The sequence below is a fragment of the Micromonospora sicca genome (assembly GCF_003172935.1).
In the GTDB taxonomy this organism is placed as follows: Bacteria; Actinomycetota; Actinomycetes; order Mycobacteriales; family Micromonosporaceae; genus Micromonospora; species Micromonospora sicca.
Genome location: NZ_QGKS01000263.1, coordinates 1 through 19,959, shown reverse-complemented (window position 1 = coordinate 19,959; position 19,959 = coordinate 1). Strand labels below are relative to the sequence as shown.

General features: G+C 73.5%; 13 protein-coding genes, 3 pseudogenes and 1 riboswitch. Of the genes and pseudogenes, 6 read left to right on the top strand and 10 right to left on the bottom strand.

Features of this window, described 5'->3' with window-relative positions:
• Positions 1-59: 59 nt before the first annotated feature.
• Positions 60-200, bottom strand: a riboswitch (cyclic di-AMP (ydaO/yuaA leader).
• Between the two features lie 287 nt (positions 201-487).
• The 3 genes from DKT69_RS20740 to DKT69_RS20730 all read right to left on the bottom strand — a co-directional run bounded on the left by DKT69_RS20740 (position 488) and on the right by DKT69_RS20730 (position 3,280).
• Positions 488-1,276 carry a hypothetical protein gene (locus DKT69_RS20740; RefSeq protein WP_109803209.1) on the bottom strand — a complete coding sequence of 263 codons (789 nt, stop codon included), beginning with the start codon at positions 1,274-1,276 and terminating at the stop codon, positions 488-490.
• A 152-nt stretch (positions 1,277-1,428) separates the two neighbouring features.
• Positions 1,429-1,959, bottom strand: a complete 531-nt coding sequence (locus tag DKT69_RS39970; protein WP_236648122.1) for a hypothetical protein — start codon at positions 1,957-1,959, stop codon at positions 1,429-1,431.
• 118 nt (positions 1,960-2,077) lie between these two features.
• A complete protein-coding gene (locus tag DKT69_RS20730) occupies positions 2,078-3,280 on the bottom strand; it encodes an acyltransferase family protein (protein ID WP_109803183.1) in 1,203 nt (400 codons plus the stop codon).
• 442 nt (positions 3,281-3,722) lie between these two features.
• Between DKT69_RS20730 and DKT69_RS20725 the strand changes: the two genes are divergently transcribed.
• Positions 3,723-4,355: an alpha-ketoglutarate-dependent dioxygenase AlkB gene (locus DKT69_RS20725; protein WP_109803182.1), complete on the top strand. Its 633-nt coding sequence runs from the start codon at positions 3,723-3,725 to the stop codon at positions 4,353-4,355.
• 111 nt (positions 4,356-4,466) lie between these two features.
• Here DKT69_RS20725 and DKT69_RS20720 read toward each other — a convergent pair whose 3' ends face one another.
• On the bottom strand, positions 4,467-4,985 hold the full coding sequence (locus tag DKT69_RS20720; protein ID WP_109803181.1) for a TrmH family RNA methyltransferase: 519 nt from the start codon (positions 4,983-4,985) through the stop codon (positions 4,467-4,469).
• 191 nt (positions 4,986-5,176) lie between these two features.
• On the opposite strand from DKT69_RS20720, the gene DKT69_RS20715 reads away from it, so the two are divergent.
• Complete coding sequence (locus DKT69_RS20715; protein WP_109803180.1) at positions 5,177-6,520, top strand: uracil-xanthine permease family protein; 1,344 nt, start codon at positions 5,177-5,179, stop codon at positions 6,518-6,520.
• 146 nt (positions 6,521-6,666) lie between these two features.
• Here the strand turns inward: DKT69_RS20715 and DKT69_RS20710 are convergent, their stop codons facing one another.
• From DKT69_RS20710 to DKT69_RS20695, 6 genes and pseudogenes are all read right to left on the bottom strand, one after another.
• The gene (locus DKT69_RS20710; protein ID WP_109803179.1) at positions 6,667-9,156 is read right to left on the bottom strand and encodes a DNA gyrase/topoisomerase IV subunit A; all 2,490 of its coding nucleotides are present in this window, start codon (positions 9,154-9,156) and stop codon (positions 6,667-6,669) included.
• A gap of 32 nt (positions 9,157-9,188) precedes the next feature.
• A pseudogene (locus DKT69_RS41160) lies at positions 9,189-9,827 on the bottom strand (toprim domain-containing protein); the annotation flags it as partial.
• Between the two features lie 6 nt (positions 9,828-9,833).
• A pseudogene (locus DKT69_RS41155) lies at positions 9,834-11,303 on the bottom strand (ATP-binding protein); the annotation flags it as partial.
• A pseudogene (locus tag DKT69_RS41150) lies at positions 11,280-12,698 on the bottom strand (ATP-binding protein); the annotation flags it as partial. The pseudogenes DKT69_RS41150 and DKT69_RS41155, both read right to left, overlap by 24 nt.
• A gap of 320 nt (positions 12,699-13,018) precedes the next feature.
• Entirely contained in the window at positions 13,019-13,651 is a 633-nt protein-coding gene (locus DKT69_RS20700) for a class I SAM-dependent methyltransferase (protein WP_109803178.1), read from the bottom strand.
• A 47-nt stretch (positions 13,652-13,698) separates the two neighbouring features.
• Complete coding sequence (locus DKT69_RS20695) at positions 13,699-14,136, bottom strand: RrF2 family transcriptional regulator (protein WP_109803177.1); 438 nt, start codon at positions 14,134-14,136, stop codon at positions 13,699-13,701.
• A gap of 160 nt (positions 14,137-14,296) precedes the next feature.
• Between DKT69_RS20695 and DKT69_RS20690 the strand changes: the two genes are divergently transcribed.
• The 4 genes from DKT69_RS20690 to DKT69_RS20675 all read left to right on the top strand — a co-directional run.
• Positions 14,297-15,508 carry a globin domain-containing protein gene (locus DKT69_RS20690; protein WP_236648121.1) on the top strand — a complete coding sequence of 404 codons (1,212 nt, stop codon included), beginning with the start codon at positions 14,297-14,299 and terminating at the stop codon, positions 15,506-15,508.
• Between the two features lie 165 nt (positions 15,509-15,673).
• Positions 15,674-17,326, top strand: a complete 1,653-nt coding sequence (locus tag DKT69_RS20685; protein ID WP_109803175.1) for a carbamoyltransferase family protein — start codon at positions 15,674-15,676, stop codon at positions 17,324-17,326.
• On the top strand, positions 17,323-18,354 hold the full coding sequence (locus DKT69_RS20680) for a glycosyltransferase family 2 protein (RefSeq protein ID WP_109803174.1): 1,032 nt from the start codon (positions 17,323-17,325) through the stop codon (positions 18,352-18,354). The genes DKT69_RS20685 and DKT69_RS20680 overlap by 4 nt, the downstream gene beginning before the upstream one ends.
• Positions 18,354-19,959 (top strand): HAD-IIIA family hydrolase (locus DKT69_RS20675; protein ID WP_236648120.1); only part of this gene is annotated, 1,606 nt, incomplete at its 3' end. The genes DKT69_RS20680 and DKT69_RS20675, both read left to right, overlap by 1 nt.

Genomic DNA, 19,959 nt, shown 5'->3' with positions numbered 1-19,959 from the left:
CGCGGCGCCGTGGAGGCGGGGGGACGGACGGGGGATGGGATCGAACTGCACGATGTTGGAACTCCTTCCGACACCGCCTACCGGGTTAGCTGACGGATTCGGGCGGGAAGTCGCCCTACCGCGGGCCGTGGCTCGCGGATTCACCCCGGACGTGCACTGGGTCCCCGGTTCGTGAGATCACGATTGAGCGGGTCGGCGCGGCGTCGCTTCTTGCGATCGGAAACCGCACCGGACGCGCTGACACTACCGGTGGGTATCCCCCGTGCCAAGCACCCCCACCTGCTTAAACCTCGGTCACCATTACTCTGACCGGAACAGCCCGTCACTGACGTCACTCAATGGGACAAGCAGTTATGACGGAACCGTCAGGCCACAATCGGACATCGGGTGGCGAGCGACCGGAAATTGCGGGGTGGATCAGCCCCGACTGACCCGGATGACCGTTTCCCGATTCGCGTGACCAGGCTCACCAATTTCAGGTCACAATTCAGCCAACCCGCGCGGGCCGCCAGCGTGCCGGACGGGCCGGGGCGGCGCCGGCCGCCACCGGGGCGAGGGCCTGGGTCGTCGACTCCGTCCGGCGTACCGGGGCCGGGCCGGCCCGCAGCGCCGCCGCGGCGGCGTACGCCTCGACGGCCAGCGCGCGGGCCGCCTCGGCGGCCAGTTCCGCGTCCCGCCAGGCCCGCTGCTCCCGCTCGGCCGCCGTGCGGTAGCCGGCCCGCCGCACGTCGCGTACCACCCGGGCGAGGACGATCTCCTGTTCCGCCGGGTGCCGGCGCGGGTCCCACCCGTTCCGGTGCGCCAGGACGTCGGCGAGTCGCCGTGCGGACAGCTCACCCCGCCAGTGCGCCCCCATCGCCGCGTGGTGCAGCCACCGCTCCCGGGTGGCGTACTCCGCCGGAGTCCGCGGGGTACGCGGCGCGGGCAGCACGGCGGCGCCGGCAAGCCGACGGGCGGCGGTCTCCGCTTCGTCGTACGCCTGCCAGGCCCGGTCGACCTCGTCCTGGGCGCGCAGCCACTGCTCCCGCCGTCGACGCGCGGTCTGGGCGGCCCCGGCGGCGGCCACCGCCACCTCGTCGGCGTACCGGCGCAGGTCGGCGAGGCGGGCCGCCTCCTCGGCGGCCGGGTCGGGGACCGGCTCGGCGTCGGACGGGCTCTCCCGCTCGGGGCGGGCGACCAGCGCGGCGAGCAGGGCCAGGGCGAGCAGGAGCAGGGCCGACCAGATGGCGGCGGCCTGCGGGATCTCGATCAGGAACTGGTAGAGAACGGTCTGCATGGTGGGCACCTCACGGGAGCGATGTGGCGGAGGAGGTCCGCACGCCCCGGCGCGGCGGGGCGCGACCGGAATGGGCGCCACCGGGCCGCCGTCGGGCGGGGTGCGGGGGTGAGGTTCGGTGGAGAACGGCTGCGGGCGTGGCCCGCGGGCGGTCAGCGGGTCGGCGGGGCCCGCGAGCCGAGGGCCGCCGGGGCGGTTCCGCGCGGGACGCGCTCCTTCGAGACCGCGGCGACCACGGTCCGCCAAGCCGCCAGCGGGGAGCCGCTGCCCACCGGCAGGGCCTGCTGGCCGGTCCCGGCCACGACGTCGCCGGCAGCCGCGCCGGTGGACGCCCGTGCGACCCGCCCCCGGTCCGCGGTGGTCCCTCCGGGCAACACCAGGCCCGCGTCGAAGGCGGTTGCGCCGCTCGGGGCGCGGCCCGCGTCCTCGGGCCGGTCGCCGGGCTCGGGAACGGCGCGGGCGCCGAGCTGGAGGGCCGGCCGGGTCGTGGACCAGGAGGGTGCCGGGACCGCGGAGGCCAGCTCGGTGACCGGGGCCGCCTGGGCGGCGGCGGCCGCGCCGACGGGCAGGGTGGCGGCGCCGAGCGAGCAGGCGACCGCGACGGCGACGGCGAGACTGGCCAGCATGCGGGCCGTCCAGCGCGCCACCCACCACAGGGGACAGGTGAGCGCGACCGGAAGCACGGAACCACGCTACCGCCGACGGCGTGGTGCCGCATCGCCGCCGGGCGTGTCGCCACGAGTCAGATCGCCGCACTGACCAGCATGGACCGACAGCGATCGGGCGGAGCGGGGGCCCGCCTCAGGCCGGGTCGCGCCGCCCGGCGTACTCGATCGGCCTGACCTGCCCGTCGCGGGCGGTGGCGGGTCCGACCTGGGCCGGCGTGACGGCGGCCGGGGCGCTCCGCGCGCGGGCCCGGCGGGGCGGTCCCAGCCGGCGCATCATCGGCATCTCGACGTACCGGTGCAGGGCCCCGGCGAGCACCAGGTTGACCACCAGGAAGCCGAGCACGGCGAGCGGGCCCCACCAGCCCGGCAGCCCGACCCCGTAGTGACCGGTCAGTCGGAGCACGGTGACCATCACGAAGACGTGCACCAGGTAGAAGGCGAAGGAGACCTCACCGAGCCAGACCATCGGCCGGGACCGCCACGGGGTGCGCCGGCCGCGCACGTCCGCGTCGGCGGCGGCGGTGATGACCAGCAGGTACGCCACCGCCAGCAGGCCCGCCCAGAGTTCCGCCCGGATCCACTGCGCGGCGACCGCCCAGGTCGCCACGAAGAGCAGGCTGGCGGGGGTCAGGCCCGGCCCCCGCCAGCGCCCCCGGCGCATCAGCTCGGCCGCGGCCACGCCCATCCAGAACTCCAGGGACCGCAGCAGCGGGAAGACCTGGGTGAACCACCACCGGCTCTCCTCGGGCACCAGGCGCTGGCCCGGCCAGAGCGCGACGATCAGCAGCGGCGCGGCGACCACCACCGCCCACAGGGCGGCGGGACGCAGCCGGCGCAGCACCGGCAGCACGAACGGCAGGCAGAGGTAGAAGAACAGCTCGCAGGAGAGCGACCAGCTGACCGTGTTGACGCTGTAGAAGTAGCCGGGGGTGGGATTCCAGGCCTGCACCAGGGCCAGGTTGCCCAGCGCCGCCCAGCCGTTGACCGGGTCGGCGAACCAGAGCCCGACGAGGAGCACCACCACCCACATCAGCAGGTGGTTCGGGTAGATCTTGGCGAGCCGCCGGCGCAGGAAGGTCCGCCGGCGCTCGCCGTCCCGGTACGACCAGACCAGCACGAATCCACTGAGGATGAAGAAGAACTCCACGCCGGAGAGGCCGAGGGTGAACAGCCAGTCGACGACCGCCTGGTAGTCCGGCTCGGCCACGATCCGCATGGTGGCGACGTGGAAGCCGAAGACCAGCAGGGCGGCGACCCAGCGCAGCCCGGTCAGCGACGGCAGGCGGCCGGCGACCGCCGAGGCCCGGGCGGCACCGGTGGTCGGGGCGGCGGTCATGCCGGAAACCCGACCGTCACCGGGGTCACCAGCACGCGCGTCTCCTCCTCGGGCGGGGTCGTCGGCGGGCGGAGCATCGGGACCGCCCAGGACGGCGCCCCAGGGTCAACGCCGCCGCCGGGCACCCTACCGGTTGGTACCCCCACCCGCCTCCGGGCCGACGTGGCGGTCGGCACGCGGGATCCGGACCGGCGTGGCGATGGCATGGGATTTCTGCTCCTGCACTTCGAGCGGAGCTGGATCGGCGCCGTACGCCGGAGGACCTGCTGGCCCGGATCCGGTGGCTGCGGGACCAGAACCGGGCGCTGCGGGACACCATCGAGACCCACCGCGCCCAGCAGCTGCGCGAGCGGTTGCGCAAGGCGGTCGGCGGGCACGTCCGCCGGGATGCTGCCCCGCTGATCCTCGTACGCCTGTTCGATCGGTTGGTAGGATCGGCGGCGTGTCCGACGTCGCGTACCAGCCCTCGATGCTGGACTTCACCGAGCAGGGCCCCAGCCTGGGCCCGCTCGCCGCCCTGCGCCGGCACCAACTGAGCCGGGGCGCCTGGGTCGACCACCTGCCCGGCTGGGTGCGCGGCTCCGACGTGGTGCTCGACACCCTGCTGCACGAGGTGCCGTGGCGCGCGGAGCGCCGCACCATGTACGACGCCGAGGTCGACGTCCCCCGCCTGCTCTGCTGGTACGCGGCCGGCCGGCCGCTGCCGCACGCCGTGCTGACCGAGGCCCGGGAGGCGCTGACCCGGCACTACGCACCCGAGCTGGGCGAGCCCTTCGTCACCGCCGGGATGTGCCTCTACCGCAGCGGACGGGACAGCGTCGCCTGGCACGGCGACACGACGGGCCGCTCCGCGCACACCGACACCATGGTCGCCATCGTCTCGTTCGGCTCGCCGCGCCCGCTGCTGCTGCGCCCCCGCGGCGGCGGGGCCAGCCTCCGCTTCCCGCTCGGCCACGGCGACCTGGTCGTGATGGGCGGCTCCTGCCAGCGCACCTGGGAACACGCCATCCCCAAGACCACCCGCCCGGTCGGCCCCCGGGTCAGCGTCCAGTTCCGCCCCACCGGCGTCTCCTGACCCACCGAGACCTCCCCGCCTCCCGCGATCTTGCACTTTGCGCCCGCGCTTCGCGTGATACGTCCGGAATGCCGGGGCAGCAAGTGCAAGATCGCGGAGGATGAGGGCTGGTCAGAGGAGGCCGGCGAGTTTGTAGAGGACGAGGGAGCCGGCTACCGCGACGTTGAGGCTGTGGCCGTGGCCGACCATCGGGATCTCCACCGCCACGTCCAGGGCGTCGAGGGCCTCCGGCGGAAGGCCGTTCGCCTCGTGGCCGAGCAGCACAACGGTGCGGCCCCGCGCGGCCGGCAGGTCACCGAGGCGAATCGCCTCGTCGGCCAGCTCCACCCCGACGATCCGGGCCCCGGCGGCCCGCTCGGCGGCGAGCCAGCGGGACGGGCTGCCGACCCGGTGCACGCAGCTGGGCCTCCGCAGCGTGTTGCCCCGGGCGAGGGCCTCGTCGACCCAGCGGAACGGCGGCACCGCAAGACAGGCGCCGACGGCGTCACAGGTGCGCAGCAGGGTGCCCAGGTTGGCTCCGTGCAGCGGCCAGAGCGGCGCGGCGATCAGATGACCCCAACAGCCGTGCTGGCGGGTACGACGGGCGGCGCGCAACTCGCGGCGCGGGCGCACCCGGATGGCGGGGCTCACGCCGGTCCGGCGACTCCGCCGGAGGAGAGGTGGGTCATGGAGGGGAGTGCTTCGCGGCGCACCCGGGCCATCGACGGTGACAGACGGCCCGATTGTAGACCTGCCAGGCGGTCCTCGTCCCCGGCCGAGGTCGTGCTAGAAACAACTCTCAGGGTCGATCACGCCCCCGTCACCTGACGCGAAGGGCCCCCATGACCCAGTCCCCCACCGCACCACGTTCCCGCTGGTCCCCGTGGAGCGTGCACGGCGACGGCCGCGCCATCCGACCGGGCGACGTGGTCCACCCCGGTGAACGGCTCTCCTGGCCGCGCACCGTCGGGGTCGGCGTGCAGCACGTGGTCGCGATGTTCGGCGCCACCTTCACGGTGCCGCTGATCACCGGCTTCCCGCCGGCCACCACGCTCTTCTTCTCCGGGATCGGCACGCTGCTCTTCCTGCTGATCACCGGCAACCGGCTGCCGTCGTACCTGGGCTCGTCGTTCGCGTTCATCGCGCCGGTGCTGGCCGCCGAGGCCGGTGGCGACATCGGCCCGGCGCTCGGCGGCATCGTGGTGGCCGGCGCGGCGCTCGCGCTGGTCGGCGTCGTGGTGCAGCTGGCCGGGGCCCGGTGGATCGACGCGCTGATGCCGCCGGTGGTCACCGGCGCGATCGTGGCGCTGATCGGGCTCAACCTCGCGCCGGTCGCCTGGGACGGCGGCGGCAACGGCGGGGTGAAGGCCCAGCCGCTGATCGCGGTGGCCACCCTGGTGGCGATCCTGCTCGCCACGGTGGTCTTCCGGGGCTTCCTGGCCCGGCTGTCCATCCTGCTCGGCGTGGTGGTGGGCTGGGCGCTCGCCGCCGTCCTCGGCCAGTTGGACCCGAAGGCGGTGACCGCGCTGAAGGAGGCCGCCTGGGTGGGGCTGCCCCAGTTCCACGCGCCGAGCTTCAGCCTGCGGGCGGTGGTGCTGGTGATCCCGGTGATCCTGGTGCTGATCGCGGAGAACGCCGGGCACGTCAAGGCGGTGGCCACGATGACCGGCCGCAACCTGGACCGGGACATGGGCCGGGCGTTCCTCGGCGACGGCATCGCCACCGTGCTGGCCGGCTCCGGCGGCGGCTCCGGCACCACCACGTACGCGGAGAACATCGGCGTGATGGCGGCGACCAGGGTCTACTCGACGGCGGCGTACTGGGTGGCCGGGGTGGCGGCGGTGCTGCTCGGGCTCAGCCCGAAGTTCGGCGCGCTGATCCTCACCGTGCCGGCCGGCGTGCTGGGCGGCGCCACCACGGCGCTGTACGGCCTGATCGCCATCCTCGGCGCCCGGATCTGGATCGAGAACCGGGTCGACTTCCACGACCCGGTCAACCTGATGACCGCCGCCGTCGCGCTGATCATCGGCGCCGCCAACTACACCCTGACGGCCGGCGACCTCTCCTTCAACGGCATCGCCCTGGGCACCGCCGTCGCCCTGGTGATCTATCACGGCATGCGCCTGATCGCCCACCTCCGCGGCACCACCCCCGACTCCCGCCGCGGCCCCGAACCCGAGCTCTGACCGCCTCCTCACCGAGCGACGATCATGAAGTTGTTGCCACGACACGCCGGGCGGCAGGGCAACAATTCCATGATCAACACGGCGCATCGGGAGTAGCCGCCAAGGGGTCGGCGGCCGTGGCCGCCGACCCCTTGGCGCCGGGTGGGTCAGTCGCGTTCGACGAGGTGGCCGACGACCGCCGGGCCGAGCATGACGGCGAAGCCGGAGCCGTCGCGGCGCGGGTCCGCCGGGGGCAGCTCGACCGCGTCGCCGCTGGCCGTCGCGCCGACCGGGCGCGGGCCGATCCAGGCCACGGCCAGGTCCGGCTCGCCCTTGAGGAACCGCTGCGCGCGGACCCCACCGGTCGCCCGCCCCTTCGCCGGGTACGCCCGGAACGGCGTCACCTTCACCGTGGCCCCGGTCGAGGTGACCACCATCGGCTCACCGTGCCCCGGGTCGTCGATGCGGACCGCGCCGAAGAAGACCACCCGAGCCCCGGCCGGCAAGTTGATGCCGGCCATGCCGCCGCCCTTGACGCCCTGCGGCCGGACCACGGAGGCGGCGAAGCGCAACAGGGACGCCTCGGACGAGATGAAGGCGAGGGTTTCCGCCCCGTCGATGAGCCAGGTCGCCCCTACCACCTCGTCCCCCTCGCGCAGGGAGATCACCTCGAACTCGTCGGAGCGGACCGGCCACTCCGGCGCGCAGACCTTGACCACGCCGTGTCGGGTGCCCAGGGCCAGGCCCGGCGAGCCCTCGGCGGACGGCCCGAGCGGCGCCAGGCCGACGACCCTCTCGCCCGGCTCCAGCGGCACCAGCTCGGCCGCCGACATCCCGCCGCGCAGCGACACCGTGCCGGACTGCTCGGGCAGCACCGGCAGCGGCAGCACATCGATCTTGAACGCCCGGCCGGCGCTGGTCACCAGGAGCACCCGGCCCCGCGCCGTGGAGTGGACCACCGCGCGTACGGCGTCGTGCTTGACCCGGCCGCTGCGCCGCCGCCCCTCGGCGGCCTCCTCCGACTCGGCCGCGGTCCGGGCGACCAGCCCGGTCGCGGAGAGGATCACCTGGCACGGGTCGTCGGCGACCTCCAGCGGCCCGGCCGGCGCGGAGGCGGCCAGGACCTCCTTGAGGTCGCCGTCGACCAGCGTGGTCCGGCGCGGGGCGCCGAACTGCTTGACCACGGCGGCCAACTCGTCGGAGACCAGCTTCCGGAGCACCTTGGGGTCGTCGAGGATGGTCGACAGCTCGGCGATCTCCTTGCGGAGCTTCTCCTGCTCGGCCTCCAGCTCGATCCGGTCGAACTTCGTCAGCCGGCGCAGCGGAGTGTCCAGGATGTAGGTGGCCTGGATGTCGGAGAGCTTGAACTGACGCATCAGGCCGTCCTTGGCGGCCTGGGCGTCGTCGCTGCCCCGGATCAGCTTGACCACCTTGTCGATGTCGAGCAGGGCGATCAGCAGGCCGTCGACCAGGTGCAGCCGCTCCTCGCGCTTCCGGCGGCGGTAGGAGCTGCGCCGGGTCACCACGTCGTACCGGTGGGCGAGGAAGACCTCCAGCAGCGCCTTGAGCCCCAGGGTCTGCGGCTGGCCGTCGACCAGGACCAGGTTGTTGACGCCGAAGGACTGCTCCAGCGGGGTGAGCCGGTACAGGTCGGCCAGCAGCGCCTGCGGGTTGACGCCCACCTTGCACTCGATGACCAGCCGGGTGCCGTTCTCCCGGTCGGTCAGGTCCTTGACGTCGGCGATGCCGGTGAGCCGCTTGGTCTTGTTGACCTCGTTGGTGATCGCGGCGATGACCTTCTCCGCGCCGACTCCGTACGGCAGCTCGGTCACCGTGATGGCCTGCCGGCCGCGGCTGCCCTCGAGCGGACCGATCTCCACCCGCCCGCGCATCCGGACCACGCCGCGCCCGGTCTCGTACGCCCGGCGCACCTCGTCGAGGCCGAGCAGCAGCCCGCCGGTGGGCAGGTCGGGGCCGGGGACGAACTCCATGAGCTTGTCCAGGTCGGCGTCCGGGTGGTTGATCAGCCAGCGGGCGGCGGAGACGACCTCGCCGAGGTTGTGCGGGATCATGTTGGTCGCCATCCCGACCGCGATCCCGGACGCGCCGTTGACCAGCAGGTTGGGGAAGGCGGCCGGCAGCACGGTCGGCTGGGTCAGCGAGCCGTCGTAGTTCGGCTCGACGTCAACGGTGTCCTCGCCCAGCTCGCCGACGAGCAGCATCGCCTCCCGGGACATCCGCGCCTCGGTGTAGCGCGCGGCGGCCGGTCCATCGTCCTGGCTTCCAAAATTTCCATGCCCATCGATGAGTGGCACGTTGAGCGAGAAGTCCTGGGCCATGCGGACCATCGCGTCGTAGATCGCGGAGTCACCATGCGGGTGGTAGCGGCCCATCACGTCGCCGACCACGCGGGCGGACTTTACATGCGCCCGATCGGGGCGGAACCCCGCCTCATTCATCGCGTAAAGGATGCGCCGGTGCACCGGCTTGAGACCGTCGCGGGCGTCGGGCAGGGCGCGGGAGTGGATGACCGAGAAGGCGTACTCCAGGTAGGAGTCGGAGACCTCGGTGACCAGCGGGTTGTCGAAGACCCGCGCGCCGGCCTGGTCGAAGGCGGACAGGTCCGCCTTGGTGCGGTCTTCCTTGCGGCGTGCCATGACTCAGCTTTCCTTCCGAACGAACCCGGTCGTCATGCGTCGATCGCCTGGCGGTCGACCCGGTCGGCCGAGTCGATCAGCCAGTTGCGGCGCGGTTCGACCTTCTCCCCCATCAGCAGTTCCAGGATCCGCTCAGCCGCCTCGACGTCGTCGAGGGTGATCCGGCGGACCGCCCGGGTGGCCGGGTTCATCGTGGTCTCCCAAAGCTCGTCGGCATCCATCTCGCCGAGACCCTTGAAGCGCGGAATCGGCGTGACGATCTGCTTGCCGGCCTTCTCCAGCTTGCGGACCGTCGCCTCCATCTCCGCCTGGGTGTACGTGTAGACGGTCTGCGGGTTGCGTCCCTTGGTAGTGATCTTGTGTAGCGGCGGCATCGCGGCGAAGAGCCGGCCGGCCTCGATCAGCGGACGCATGTAGCGGGCGAAGAGCGTGATCAGCAGGGTCCGGATGTGCGCGCCGTCGACGTCCGCGTCGGCCATGATCAGGACCCGGCCGTACCGCAGCGCGGAGAGGTCGAAAGTCCGCCCCGACCCGGCGCCGAGCACCTGCACGATCGCCGCGCACTCGGCATTGTCCAGCACCTGCTGGAGGTTCGCCTTCTGCACGTTGAGGATCTTGCCGCGGATCGGCAGCAGCGCCTGGTACTCAGCGGTTCGTGCCACCCGGGCGCTGTTGTGGACGAACACACCCGCTTCGAGCGCGAAGTTGTGGTAGCCATCGACGGTCAGGTCGTAGACGTCCGCCGTCTCGTCCAGAGCCTTTACGGATACCACGCGGTGGTTGACAAGGGAGGCCGCCTCTCGCAGTCGCCCGTAGTCGCCCCCGTAGAGGCTCAGGAGCCGATCGAAACGGAGGCCGGTGCGGGCGGTCCGCAACCGCTCGGCTTCGTAGGCGGTCGCCAACTCCTCGTCGGCTTGCGACAGCAGCGGCGCGAGACGACGCAGCGCAGCCAGACGCCGACCTTCGAGTTGCCGGCCAACGCGTTCCTGGCGCGGCACCGTTGCGACGTATCGAGCCCTGCCGGCCTGCGCCTTGGCGAGGTGGCCCGTGCTCGGGTCAGTCATCCGCCGCCTCATCCGGGACGAGTGCTGCTCACCGAATTCGGGGTTGTCCCGGTGCCAGGCCAGTACGGCGCCGCGCTGGCGTTCCCGCTCGGCGGGGTTCGCGAACTGTTCCACGGTCTTTCGTGACCGCCAAGCACATAATGCGTCGTCACGCCACTGCTTCAAAGAGCGCTCACGCCACTCCTCTCGACGAGCGGGATCGGTGAAGTATTCCCGCACCCGCTCGGCTGCTGCCTGTCGATGCTCCGGCTGCGACCAGTATGTCGCCTGCCGCTCACGCATCCGCTCGGCATAGGCACGCTGCTCGTCGGCACCTAGCGCGTTGTACCAGTCCTGGAAGCCCTTTTCGATCTTTGCGCGGAACGCGGGCGACTCATTGAGCGCGAACAGCCGCGCGAGGCAGGCCTCACGGAAGGCAGGATCCCGCCACTGCGCTGTCAGCATGGCCGAGCGGAACTCTCGGCCCCCATTGTCGAACCACTCCCGCCAACCGGCGTGGACATGTTCGCCCATCATCGCGGCGTGCAGGGCGGAGTGGTCGGCCCAGGTCATCCGGCGCAGATTGCGCGGGTCATTGTTTCGCTTGTTGATGTCGACGTGATGACGGACGTTGCCGTTTGTAACGCTGTCCCTGCCGTGGCGCAGATTCCACGCGTCCGCCAGGTAATGGGTGTAGACCCACTCCTCGCGGTCGTTCATCCAGACCCGCTCATACCCCTGCAGTTTGTGCCCCTCCGCCTTGTTCGACAGACTGCGATACAGGGGCATAAGGGAATCACCGGGCACAAGTGCGTCAGCCCGCCGGTAGGAGCCGTCGCGCAGCCGGAACAGATGATCGGGGGTGCACCGCACCGACTCGCCGTTGTCGAGCGTGACACGCACCAACGGGGCATCGCGCTTGGTGAGCCGCGGCTCCAGAAGCGGAGCGATGACCACCCGGCCAGCCTTGTTGGTGCTGTAGCCGAAGTGGCTGATGCCGTGCTGCCAGTCCGCAGCCAAATCGGCGAAGGATCGGCTCTGACCCGATGCCAACGAGACCATCGTGTCGCCGGTGAAGCACCCGAGCGCGCTGTCCCCCTCCACGATGAACAGCTCGCTGCGGTCCACCCCGGTGGCCCGACAGTCGACCAGCTTGGCCGGCATCGACGCGCCCTCCAGGGCGGTCTTGCGCCGGGCCGCGTCCTTCTGCTGCTTCTGGGTCAGCCGGACCCGCGCCGCGTCGACGATCTTCTGGAGCACCGTCCGCGCCTCGGCCTTGGTGCGCCGGTCCTCCAGCCAGGCCTTGAGGTGCTGCTCGACCAGGCCCTGGATCACCTTGGTGATGCCGGCGGTGGAGAGCTCGTCCTTGGTCTGCGAGGTGAACTGCGGCTCCGGGATCCGCACGTGCACCACCGCGGTCATGCCCTCCAGGACGTCGTCCAGGGTGGGCGCGTCCTCCTTCGGCTTGAGCAGGCCGCGGGTGTTGCGCGCGGCGTCGGCCAGGGTGCGCACCAGGGCCCGCTCGAAGCCCTTGCGGTGGGTGCCGCCGTGCGCGTTGCGGATGGTGTTGGTGAAGCACTCGACGGTGCGCTCGTAGCCGGTGCCCCAGCGCAGCGCCACCTCGATCTCGGCCCTGCGCTGCACGTTGGACTGCATCACGCCGTTGGCGTCGGCGGCGTTCTCCCGGTACGTCCCCTCGCCGGTGACCAGCAGCGTGCCGGAGACCGGCCGGTCGCCGGCCGGGGCGAGGAACTCCACCATGTCGGTCAGGCCGTTGGGGAAGTGGAAGCTCTCCTCGGTGGGCTCCTCGCCCGTCTCGTCGCGCAGCAGGTAGGCCACGCCGGGGACGAGGAACGCGGTGTTGCGCAGCTTGAGCCGGACCGCCTCGGTGTCCAGCCGGGCGCCCGTCTCGAAGTAGCGGGTGTCGTGCCACCACCGGATCGAGGTGCCGGTGCGCTGTCCGCGCTTCATCGCGCCGACGATCTGCAGGCCCGGACCGGGGGTGAAGGGCGCGTCCGGACCGGGCCCGTCGAAGATCCCCGGTACGCCGTGCCGGAACGACATCGCGTGGACCTTGCCGTCGCGCCGGACGGTGACGTCGAACCGCCGCGAGAGGGCGTTGACCGCGGAAGCGCCCACGCCGTGCAGGCCGCCGGAGGTCTTGTAGCCCGAGCCGCCGAACTTGCCGCCGGCGTGCAGTCGGGTGAGCACCAGCTCGACGCCGGAGATGCCGGACTTGGCGTGCACGTCGGTGGGGATGCCCCGGCCGTCGTCGTCGACCTGCACCGAGCCGTCGGCGTGCAGGATCACCTCGACCTTGGTGGCGTGACCCGCGACACCCTCGTCGGTGGAGTTGTCGAGGATCTCGTTGACGAGGTGACCCACGCCACGGCTGTCGGTGGAGCCGATGTACATGCCGGGGCGCTTGCGGACGGCGTCCAGGCCCTCCAGGTGCGTCAGGTCGTCGGCCCCGTACAGGGTCTCAGGCTGTGCGGTCAACTGGTCGTACTCCCAGGTCTCGGCGGTGTGGTGCCGCTCACCGGCTCGATCGCCACGCGCGGCGCGCCGGAGCGAGCCTAGCCCGGCGCTCCGACAGAGCCGTGGCACCCGGGCGGGTGAGCCGCGGGGTTACGTCGCGGCGCGTGCCGTGCCCGACTTCGGGCGAGGGCCCCGGGACGGCGGCCGGGCGACGGGGCGTCAGTGGACGACAACGATCCGACCAGGCGTTTGTCTTCCCGGTCGGTCGCCGCCGGGATCCGACCGGCTGGTTCGAGCGGCTCTACGCGGAGGCGAAGCGGGGGGTCACGTTCGCGCCCTGGTCACGGTCGCACCGCCGTGCCGAGCACGTGCGGCGAGGCCGGCATCGGGATGCCGGTCGGCGGGAAGCGGAACCGGTCCAGCTCGACGACGGTGAAGCCGGCGGCGGCGATCGCGCCGACGGTGTCCCGGCCGGTGTGGCAGCCGCCGCAGAGGGCGGGCCAAATGGTGACGTCGGCCCAGCGCTGCGCCCGGCGCAGCCCCGGGGTCTGCGCCACCACGTGCTCGTAGAAGCGCAGCTGCCCGCCCGGGCGCAGCACCCGGCGGGCCTCCCGCAGGGCGACCGCCTGGTCGGGCACCGGACAGAGCACCAGCGACAGCACCACCGCGTCGGCGGCGGCGTCGGCGGCCGGCAGCGCCTCGGCCAGTCCGGCCAGCACGGTGACCGGTACCGGGGCGGCGGCCGCCGCGGCGTGGGCAGCGGCCCGCAGTCGGGGTTCCGGTTCGACGGCCAGCACCTCGGTCACCGTCGGCGGGTAGTGCGGGAACATCCGGCCGTTGCCGGCGCCCACCTCGACCACCCGGCCGGTCAGCCCGGCGACCAGCCGGTGCCGGTGCTCGGCGGCGCCCGCCCGGTCCATGGCCACGCTGGCCCGCGCGAAGACCCGCGCAAACACCGGATGCGAGACGGACATTGAACCTCCCCGGGGACCAGTCACCCCGGAGCCTATGCCGGAAGGGCTCAGCCGCGGAGCCCCGGCGCGCCGAGGGTGAGCAGCAGCGGGCCGGCGGGGCCGTCGACGAGGTCGCCGAGGCGTATGCCGTCGAGGACGGCGAGGAAGGCGGCCTGGGCGCGGCGCAGCTCACCGCGCAGCCGGCAGCCGGCGACCAGCGGGCAGGCCGGCTGGTCGCAGGCGACCACCTCGTCGTCGCCCTCGAAGGCCCGGACGACGTGGCCGACGGTCAGCTCGCCGGCACGCTCGGCGAACGCCACCCCGCCGAAGCGTCCCCGGGTGGTCACCAGGACGCCGATCCGCTGGAGCCGCTGGACGACCTTGGCGACGTGGCTGCGGGGCAGCGCGAGCTGGGTGGCCAGCTCGTCCACCGTGGTCCGCGCGGGGGACGCGGCGGTGAGCATGGCGATCCGCAGGGCCATGTCGGTGGACCGGTTGAGCTTCACGTACCGACCCTAGCCAGCACGAACGGGGCGCGACACGGGCCGATGAGCCGGTCGCGGGTGTGATCCAGGCGACCCGGGACCCGGGGCCTTCGACCCTGAAGAGGAATTTCAGAGTCCTGTTCAGTGGAGATCGTCCGAACCGATCCCCGAAGGAGTACCCGTGCTCTCGGAATCCTCAGCAGCAGTGGTGACGGCGACCCTGCCCGCCGTGCAGGCGCACGGCGAGGCGATCACCGGCCGGTTCTACCAGCGGATGTTCGCCGCGCACCCGGAGCTGCTGGACATCTTCAGCCGCAGCAACCAGGCCACCGGGCAGCAGAAGGCGGCGCTCGCCGCCGCCGTGGTCGCCTACGCTGAGCACCTGACCGTCGGCAGCGCGGCGCCGTGGGGTCCGATCCTGGACCGGATCGCGCACAAGCACGCCTCGCTCGGCATCACCGCGACCCAGTACCCGATCGTCGGCCGCCACCTGCTCGCCGCCGTCGGCGAGGTGCTCGGCGAGGCGGTCACGCCGCAGGTCGCCGCCGCCTGGGACGAGGTGTACTGGCTGCTGGCCTGCGAGCTGATCGCGCGGGAGGCGCGTCTCTACACCGCGGCAGGGGTGCCGAGGAACGGCTCGGTGTGGCGGGACTGGTGGGTGACCGACAAGGTCCGGGAGACCCCGGACGTCGTCTCCTTCGCCCTCGTCCCGGCCGACCGTGGCGCGGTGCCCGGCTTCATCCCCGGCCAGTACACCTCGGTCGCCGTCGACCTGGACGGCGGGCGCGGCCAGCAGATTCGGCAGTACAGCCTCTCCGGCCGCCCCGGCGCCGACCACTGGCGGATCACCGTCAAGCGGGTCCGCGGCACCGGCGGCGCACCCGACGGGATGGTCTCCAGCTTCCTGCACGAGCGGGTGGCGGTCGGTGACACGCTGCGGCTCAGCCCGCCCTTCGGAGAGGTGAGCGCGGTGGCCGGCGACGGCCCGCTGCTGCTGGTCAGCGCCGGTATCGGGCTCACCCCGGCGATGTCGGCGCTGGAGCATCTGGCGGTCACCGAACCCGAGCGTCCGGTGGTGCTGGTGCACGCCGACCGTGCCGGCGCCGCGCACGCCCTGCGCGACGAACTCCCCCGGCTCCGCGACCAACTGCCCAACCTGCGGATGAGCCTCTGGTACGAGGACGCCACCGACGCGGAGCTGGCCGGGCTCACCGCCGAGATCGCCACCGGTCTGGTCGACCCCGAACTGATCCCGCTCTCTCCCGACGCGCACGTGCACCTGTGCGGGCCGCTGCCGTTCATGAACGCGGTCCGGGGTGGGCTGCTGCGCCGGGGCGTACCGGTCGAGCGGATCGCGTACGAGGTATTCGGCCCGTGCATGCTCCGTAGTTGATCCCTCCCCGGTTCGGCGGCGCGACGGGCGCCGCCGGACCGGGCCGTCAGGCCTAGATCCGGCCCATCAAGCGCCACCGGCGAATCTCCACAGCCGACGATCGGCTCCCGGGAAGAAGTCGATGATCTACAGGTTAGGGCGTGAAGGCCAGGGTAGGGACTGCTCATGCGCGTCCTTGGGATCAACGCCATCTTCCACGACCCGGCGGCCGCCCTGCTGGTCGACGGGACGGTGGTGGCCGCCGCCGAAGAGGAGAGGTTCAGCCGGCGCAAGCACGGCAAGCGTCCCGTGCCGTTCTCCGCCTGGGAGCTGCCCGAATTGTCCGCCGCCTGGTGCCTGGCCAGCGCGGGGATCGACGTCGACAGCCTCGACGCGGTCGCCTACTCGTTCGACCCCGGCCTCTGTCGGGACGCGGCCGACCTCGGCCTGAGCGACCCGTGGGACTGGCTGCGGGTCGACTACGCCAAGCGGGCCCCGCAGTTCCTCGCCGCCGCCCTGCCCGGGCTCGACCCGGAGAAGGTGCGGTTCGTGCCGCACCACGTGGCGCACGCCGCCTCCGCCGGGCTGGCCGCACCTCGGGCCGGCGACGACACCGCGGTGCTGGTGCTGGACGGGCGCGGCGAGGTGGCCAGCCACCTGGCCGGCGTCTACCGCGACGGACGGTTGTCCGCCCTGTACTCCCAGCAGCTGCCGCACTCGCTCGGCCTGCTCTACGAGGACCTGACCCGGCACCTGGGCTTCCTGCACTCCAGCGACGAGTACAAGGTGATGGCGCTGGCGTCGTACGGCCGGCCGAAGCACCTGGGCCTGCTGCGCGAGCTGGTGCGGGCCACCGACGACGGTGGCTTCCGGGTCGAGCGGATCGACTGGGCGAGCATGGCCAAGGCGCGCACCGCCGACGGCGAGATGACCGAGGAGCATGCCGATCTCGCCGCCAGCGTGCAGGCCCGGTTGGAGGAGGTCGTTCTCGACCTGTCCCGCTGGCTGTACGACGCCGCCGGCGGCGCGTCGACCCTGGCCATGGCCGGCGGGGTGGCGCTGAACTGCGTGGCGAACGCCCGGCTCGCGGCCGAGGGGCCGTACCGCGAGGTCTGGGTGCAGCCGGCGGCCGGCGACTCGGGGACGGCGCTCGGCGCGGCCCTGCACGTGGCCGGCACGCTCGGCGACCGGTCCACCCCGCTGGCCGGGGTCGACCTGGGCCGGGGCTGGTCGGACGAGGAGCTGGAGGCGGAGCTGCGCCGCGCCGCGCTGCCGTACACCCGGCCGGCGTCGATCGCCGCCGAGGCGGCCCGGGTGCTCGCCACCAACGGCATCGTCGCCTGGTACCAGGGCCGCAGCGAGTACGGCCCGCGCGCGCTGGGCCACCGGTCGCTGCTCGCCCACCCGGGCGACCCGGCGACCACCGCCCGGATGAACGACGTCAAGGGCCGGGAGCAGTTCCGCCCGATCGCCCCGATGGTCCGCGCGGAACGCTTCGCGGAGATCTTCGAGGGGGTCTTCCCCAGCCCGTACATGCTCTTCGTGCACCGGGTGAAGCCGGAGTGGCGGGACCGCATCCCGGCGGTCACCCACGTCGACGGCACCGCCCGGGTGCAGACCGTGCACGCCGACACCGAGCCGCTGGTGGCCGAGATGCTGGCCGAGTTCGAGCGGCTCACCGGCCTGCCGGTGGTGGTGAACACCTCGCTGAACACGGCCGGCCGGCCGATGGTGGACACCCCCCGCGAGGCGATGGAGCTGGTCGGCTCGGCGCCGGTGGACCTGCTCGCCCTCGGTCCGTTCGCGGTGCACCGCCGGTCCCTGGCCGGTGACCGGTGATCAGCATCGTGGTGCCGACACTCGGCCGGCCGAGCCTGGCGGCGCTGCTGGACGCCCTCGCCGGCCAGCTCGGCGAACTGCCCGAGGTGGAGCTGCTGCTGGTCGACGACCGGCGCGACGACACCGGGGAGCTGGCGGTGCCGGGGGCGCTGTCCGCGTACGCGAAGGTGCTGAGCGGGCGCGGCGCGGGCCCGGCGGCGGCCCGCGACCTGGGCTGGCGGGCGGCCCGGGGGGCGTGGGTGGTGTTCCTGGACGACGACGTGGTGCCGGCGCCGGACTGGTGCCGGCGGCTGCGCGACGACCTTGCGGTGGGGAACGCCGTCGGCGGCGTGCAGGGCGTCGTGGCGGTGCCGCTGCCCACCGGCCGGCGCCCCACCGATTGGGAGCGCGGCACCGCCGGCCTGGCCGAGGGGCACTGGATCACCGCGGACATGGCCTACCGGCGGACGGCGCTGGCCGCCGTCGGGGGGTTCGACGAGCGCTTCCCGCGGGCTTACCGGGAGGACGCCGAGCTGGCCCACCGGGTCCGGCTCGCCGGTTGGCAGCTGGTCCGCGGCCACCGCCGGGTGGCCCATCCGGTACGCCCCGAGAGCCGCTGGGTCAGCCTGCGCACCCAACGGGGCAACGCCGACGACGCGCTGCTGCGCCGGTTGTACGGTCCGAACTGGCGCTCCGATCTGGAGCTTCCGCCGGGCCGGCGGCCCCGGCACGTGGCGGTCACCGCGGCGGGCGCGCTGGCGCTGGGCGCCGCCGCGCTGCGCACCCGACCGCGCCGGGCATCGGCCCGGCGGGTGCTCGGGGTCACCGCCGGCGTCGCCGCGCTCGGCTGGGCGGCGGGCACCGCCGAGTTCGCCCGGGACCGGATCGCGCCCGGACCGCGCACCGCCGACGAGGTCGCCACCATGCTGGTGACCAGCGCGCTGATCCCCCCGCTCGCCGTCGTCCACTGGGTACGCGGCTGGTGGCGCAGCCGGTCGGTGCCCGCCGGATCGGTCCTGGGGGTTGCGCGGCCGGGAGCGAGAGAATGATGTTTACTTCACTTGCCCGGGGCAACTGGTCGGCCATGGCTCGTCCTGCCCTTTTCGACGCGGTGCTCCTCGACCGGGACGGCACGCTGATCGAGGACGTGCCCTACAACGGCGACCCGGAGAAGGTCCGCCCGCTGCCGGGCGCGCGAGCGGCGCTGGACCGCCTGCGGGCGGCCGGTCTCCGGCTGGCCGTGGTGACCAACCAGTCCGGCCTGGCGCGGGGCTACTTCACCGAGGCCGACATGCGGGCGGTGCACGCCCGGGTCGAGGAGCTGCTCGGCCCCTTCGACGACTGGCGGATCTGCCCGCACGACGACACGGACGGCTGCGCCTGCCGCAAGCCGGCTCCCGGTCTGGTGCACGCCGCCGCCACGGCGCTCGGCACCACGCCCGCCCGCTGCGTCATGGTTGGCGACATCGGCCGGGACATGGCCGCCGCGCTCGCCGCCGGCGCCACCGGCATCCTGGTGCCGACCCCGGTCACCCGCCCCGAGGAGGTCGCCGCCGCGCCGGCCGTGGCCCGGGACCTGCCGGCGGCGGTGGACGAGATCCTGCGCCGGCAGCACGCCGTCCAGCCCGCCGTCGCGCGCGCGGGGCGGGCCGGCACCGTGCTGGTGGTGCGCGGCGACTCGGCCGGGGACGTGCTGGTCACCGGCCCGGGGATCCGCGCCGTGGCCGCCGGGGCGGAGCGCGTCGTGCTGCTCTGCGGACCGCGCGGCCGCGCCGCCGCCGAGCTGCTGCCCGGCGTCGACGAGCTGATCGAGTGGCGGTTGCCCTGGATCGACGGCCTTCCCGACCCGGTGGACCCCGACGACATCCGCCGGCTCACCGCCCGGCTCGCCGAGGTCGGCGCGGACGAGGCCGTCGTCTTCACCTCCTTCCACCAGTCGCCGCTCCCGCTGGCGCTGCTGCTGCGGCTGGCCGGCGTGCCCCGGATCACCGCGATCAGCGACGACTTCCCGGGCTCCCTGCTCGACGTCCGGCACCGGGTGCCGGTCGGCGTGCCCGAGCCGGAGCGGGCGCTCTCGCTGGCCGCCGCGGCCGGCTTCGCGTTGCCCGCCGACGACGAGCCGCGCCTGCGGCTGCGCGCCGACCTGGCCGCTCCCGCCGCGCCGACCGGGGTCACCGGCAGCGCCGGCTCCGGCGTCGCGACGGCCGCCGCCGGTACCGGTCGGGCGGGTGCGCTCACGGCCGCCGACCCAGCGGCGGAACCGGCGTCGCGCGACTACGTCGTGGTCCATCCCGGCTCGTCCGTGCCGGCCCGGGCCTGCCCGGCCGACCGCTGCAGCGACATCATCGCCGCCCTCGTTGCCGACGGGCACCGGGTGGTCGTCACCGGTGGACCCGACGAGCGGGAGCTCACCGCCCGGGTCGCGGCCCGCGGCGGCATCGACCTCGGCGGCGCGACCGACCTGGCCGGGCTCGCCCGGATCCTCACCGGGGCCCGCTGCCTGGTGGTCGGCAACACCGGCCCGGCGCACCTGGCGGCGGCCGTCGGCACCCCGGTGGTCAGCCTCTTCGCCCCAACCGTCCCCTTTGGACAGTGGGGCCCCTACCGGGTGCCCACCGTCCGGCTCGGCGACGCCGGGGCCGGCTGCCGGGACA

What these genes read in the sequence shown, in the direction of transcription:
- DKT69_RS20730 (WP_109803183.1), bottom strand. Translation starts at nt 3,280, where the DNA reads ATGACCGCCGCCCCGACCACCGGTGCCGCCCGGGCCTCGGCGGTCGCC.
- DKT69_RS20715 (WP_109803180.1), top strand. Translation starts at nt 5,177, where the DNA reads ATGACCCAGTCCCCCACCGCACCACGTTCCCGCTGGTCCCCGTGGAGC.
- DKT69_RS20685 (WP_109803175.1), top strand. Translation starts at nt 15,674, where the DNA reads ATGCGCGTCCTTGGGATCAACGCCATCTTCCACGACCCGGCGGCCGCC.
- DKT69_RS20710 (WP_109803179.1), bottom strand. Translation starts at nt 9,156, where the DNA reads ATGGCACGCCGCAAGGAAGACCGCACCAAGGCGGACCTGTCCGCCTTC.
- DKT69_RS20700 (WP_109803178.1), bottom strand. Translation starts at nt 13,651, where the DNA reads ATGTCCGTCTCGCATCCGGTGTTTGCGCGGGTCTTCGCGCGGGCCAGC.
- DKT69_RS20740 (WP_109803209.1), bottom strand. Translation starts at nt 1,276, where the DNA reads ATGCAGACCGTTCTCTACCAGTTCCTGATCGAGATCCCGCAGGCCGCC.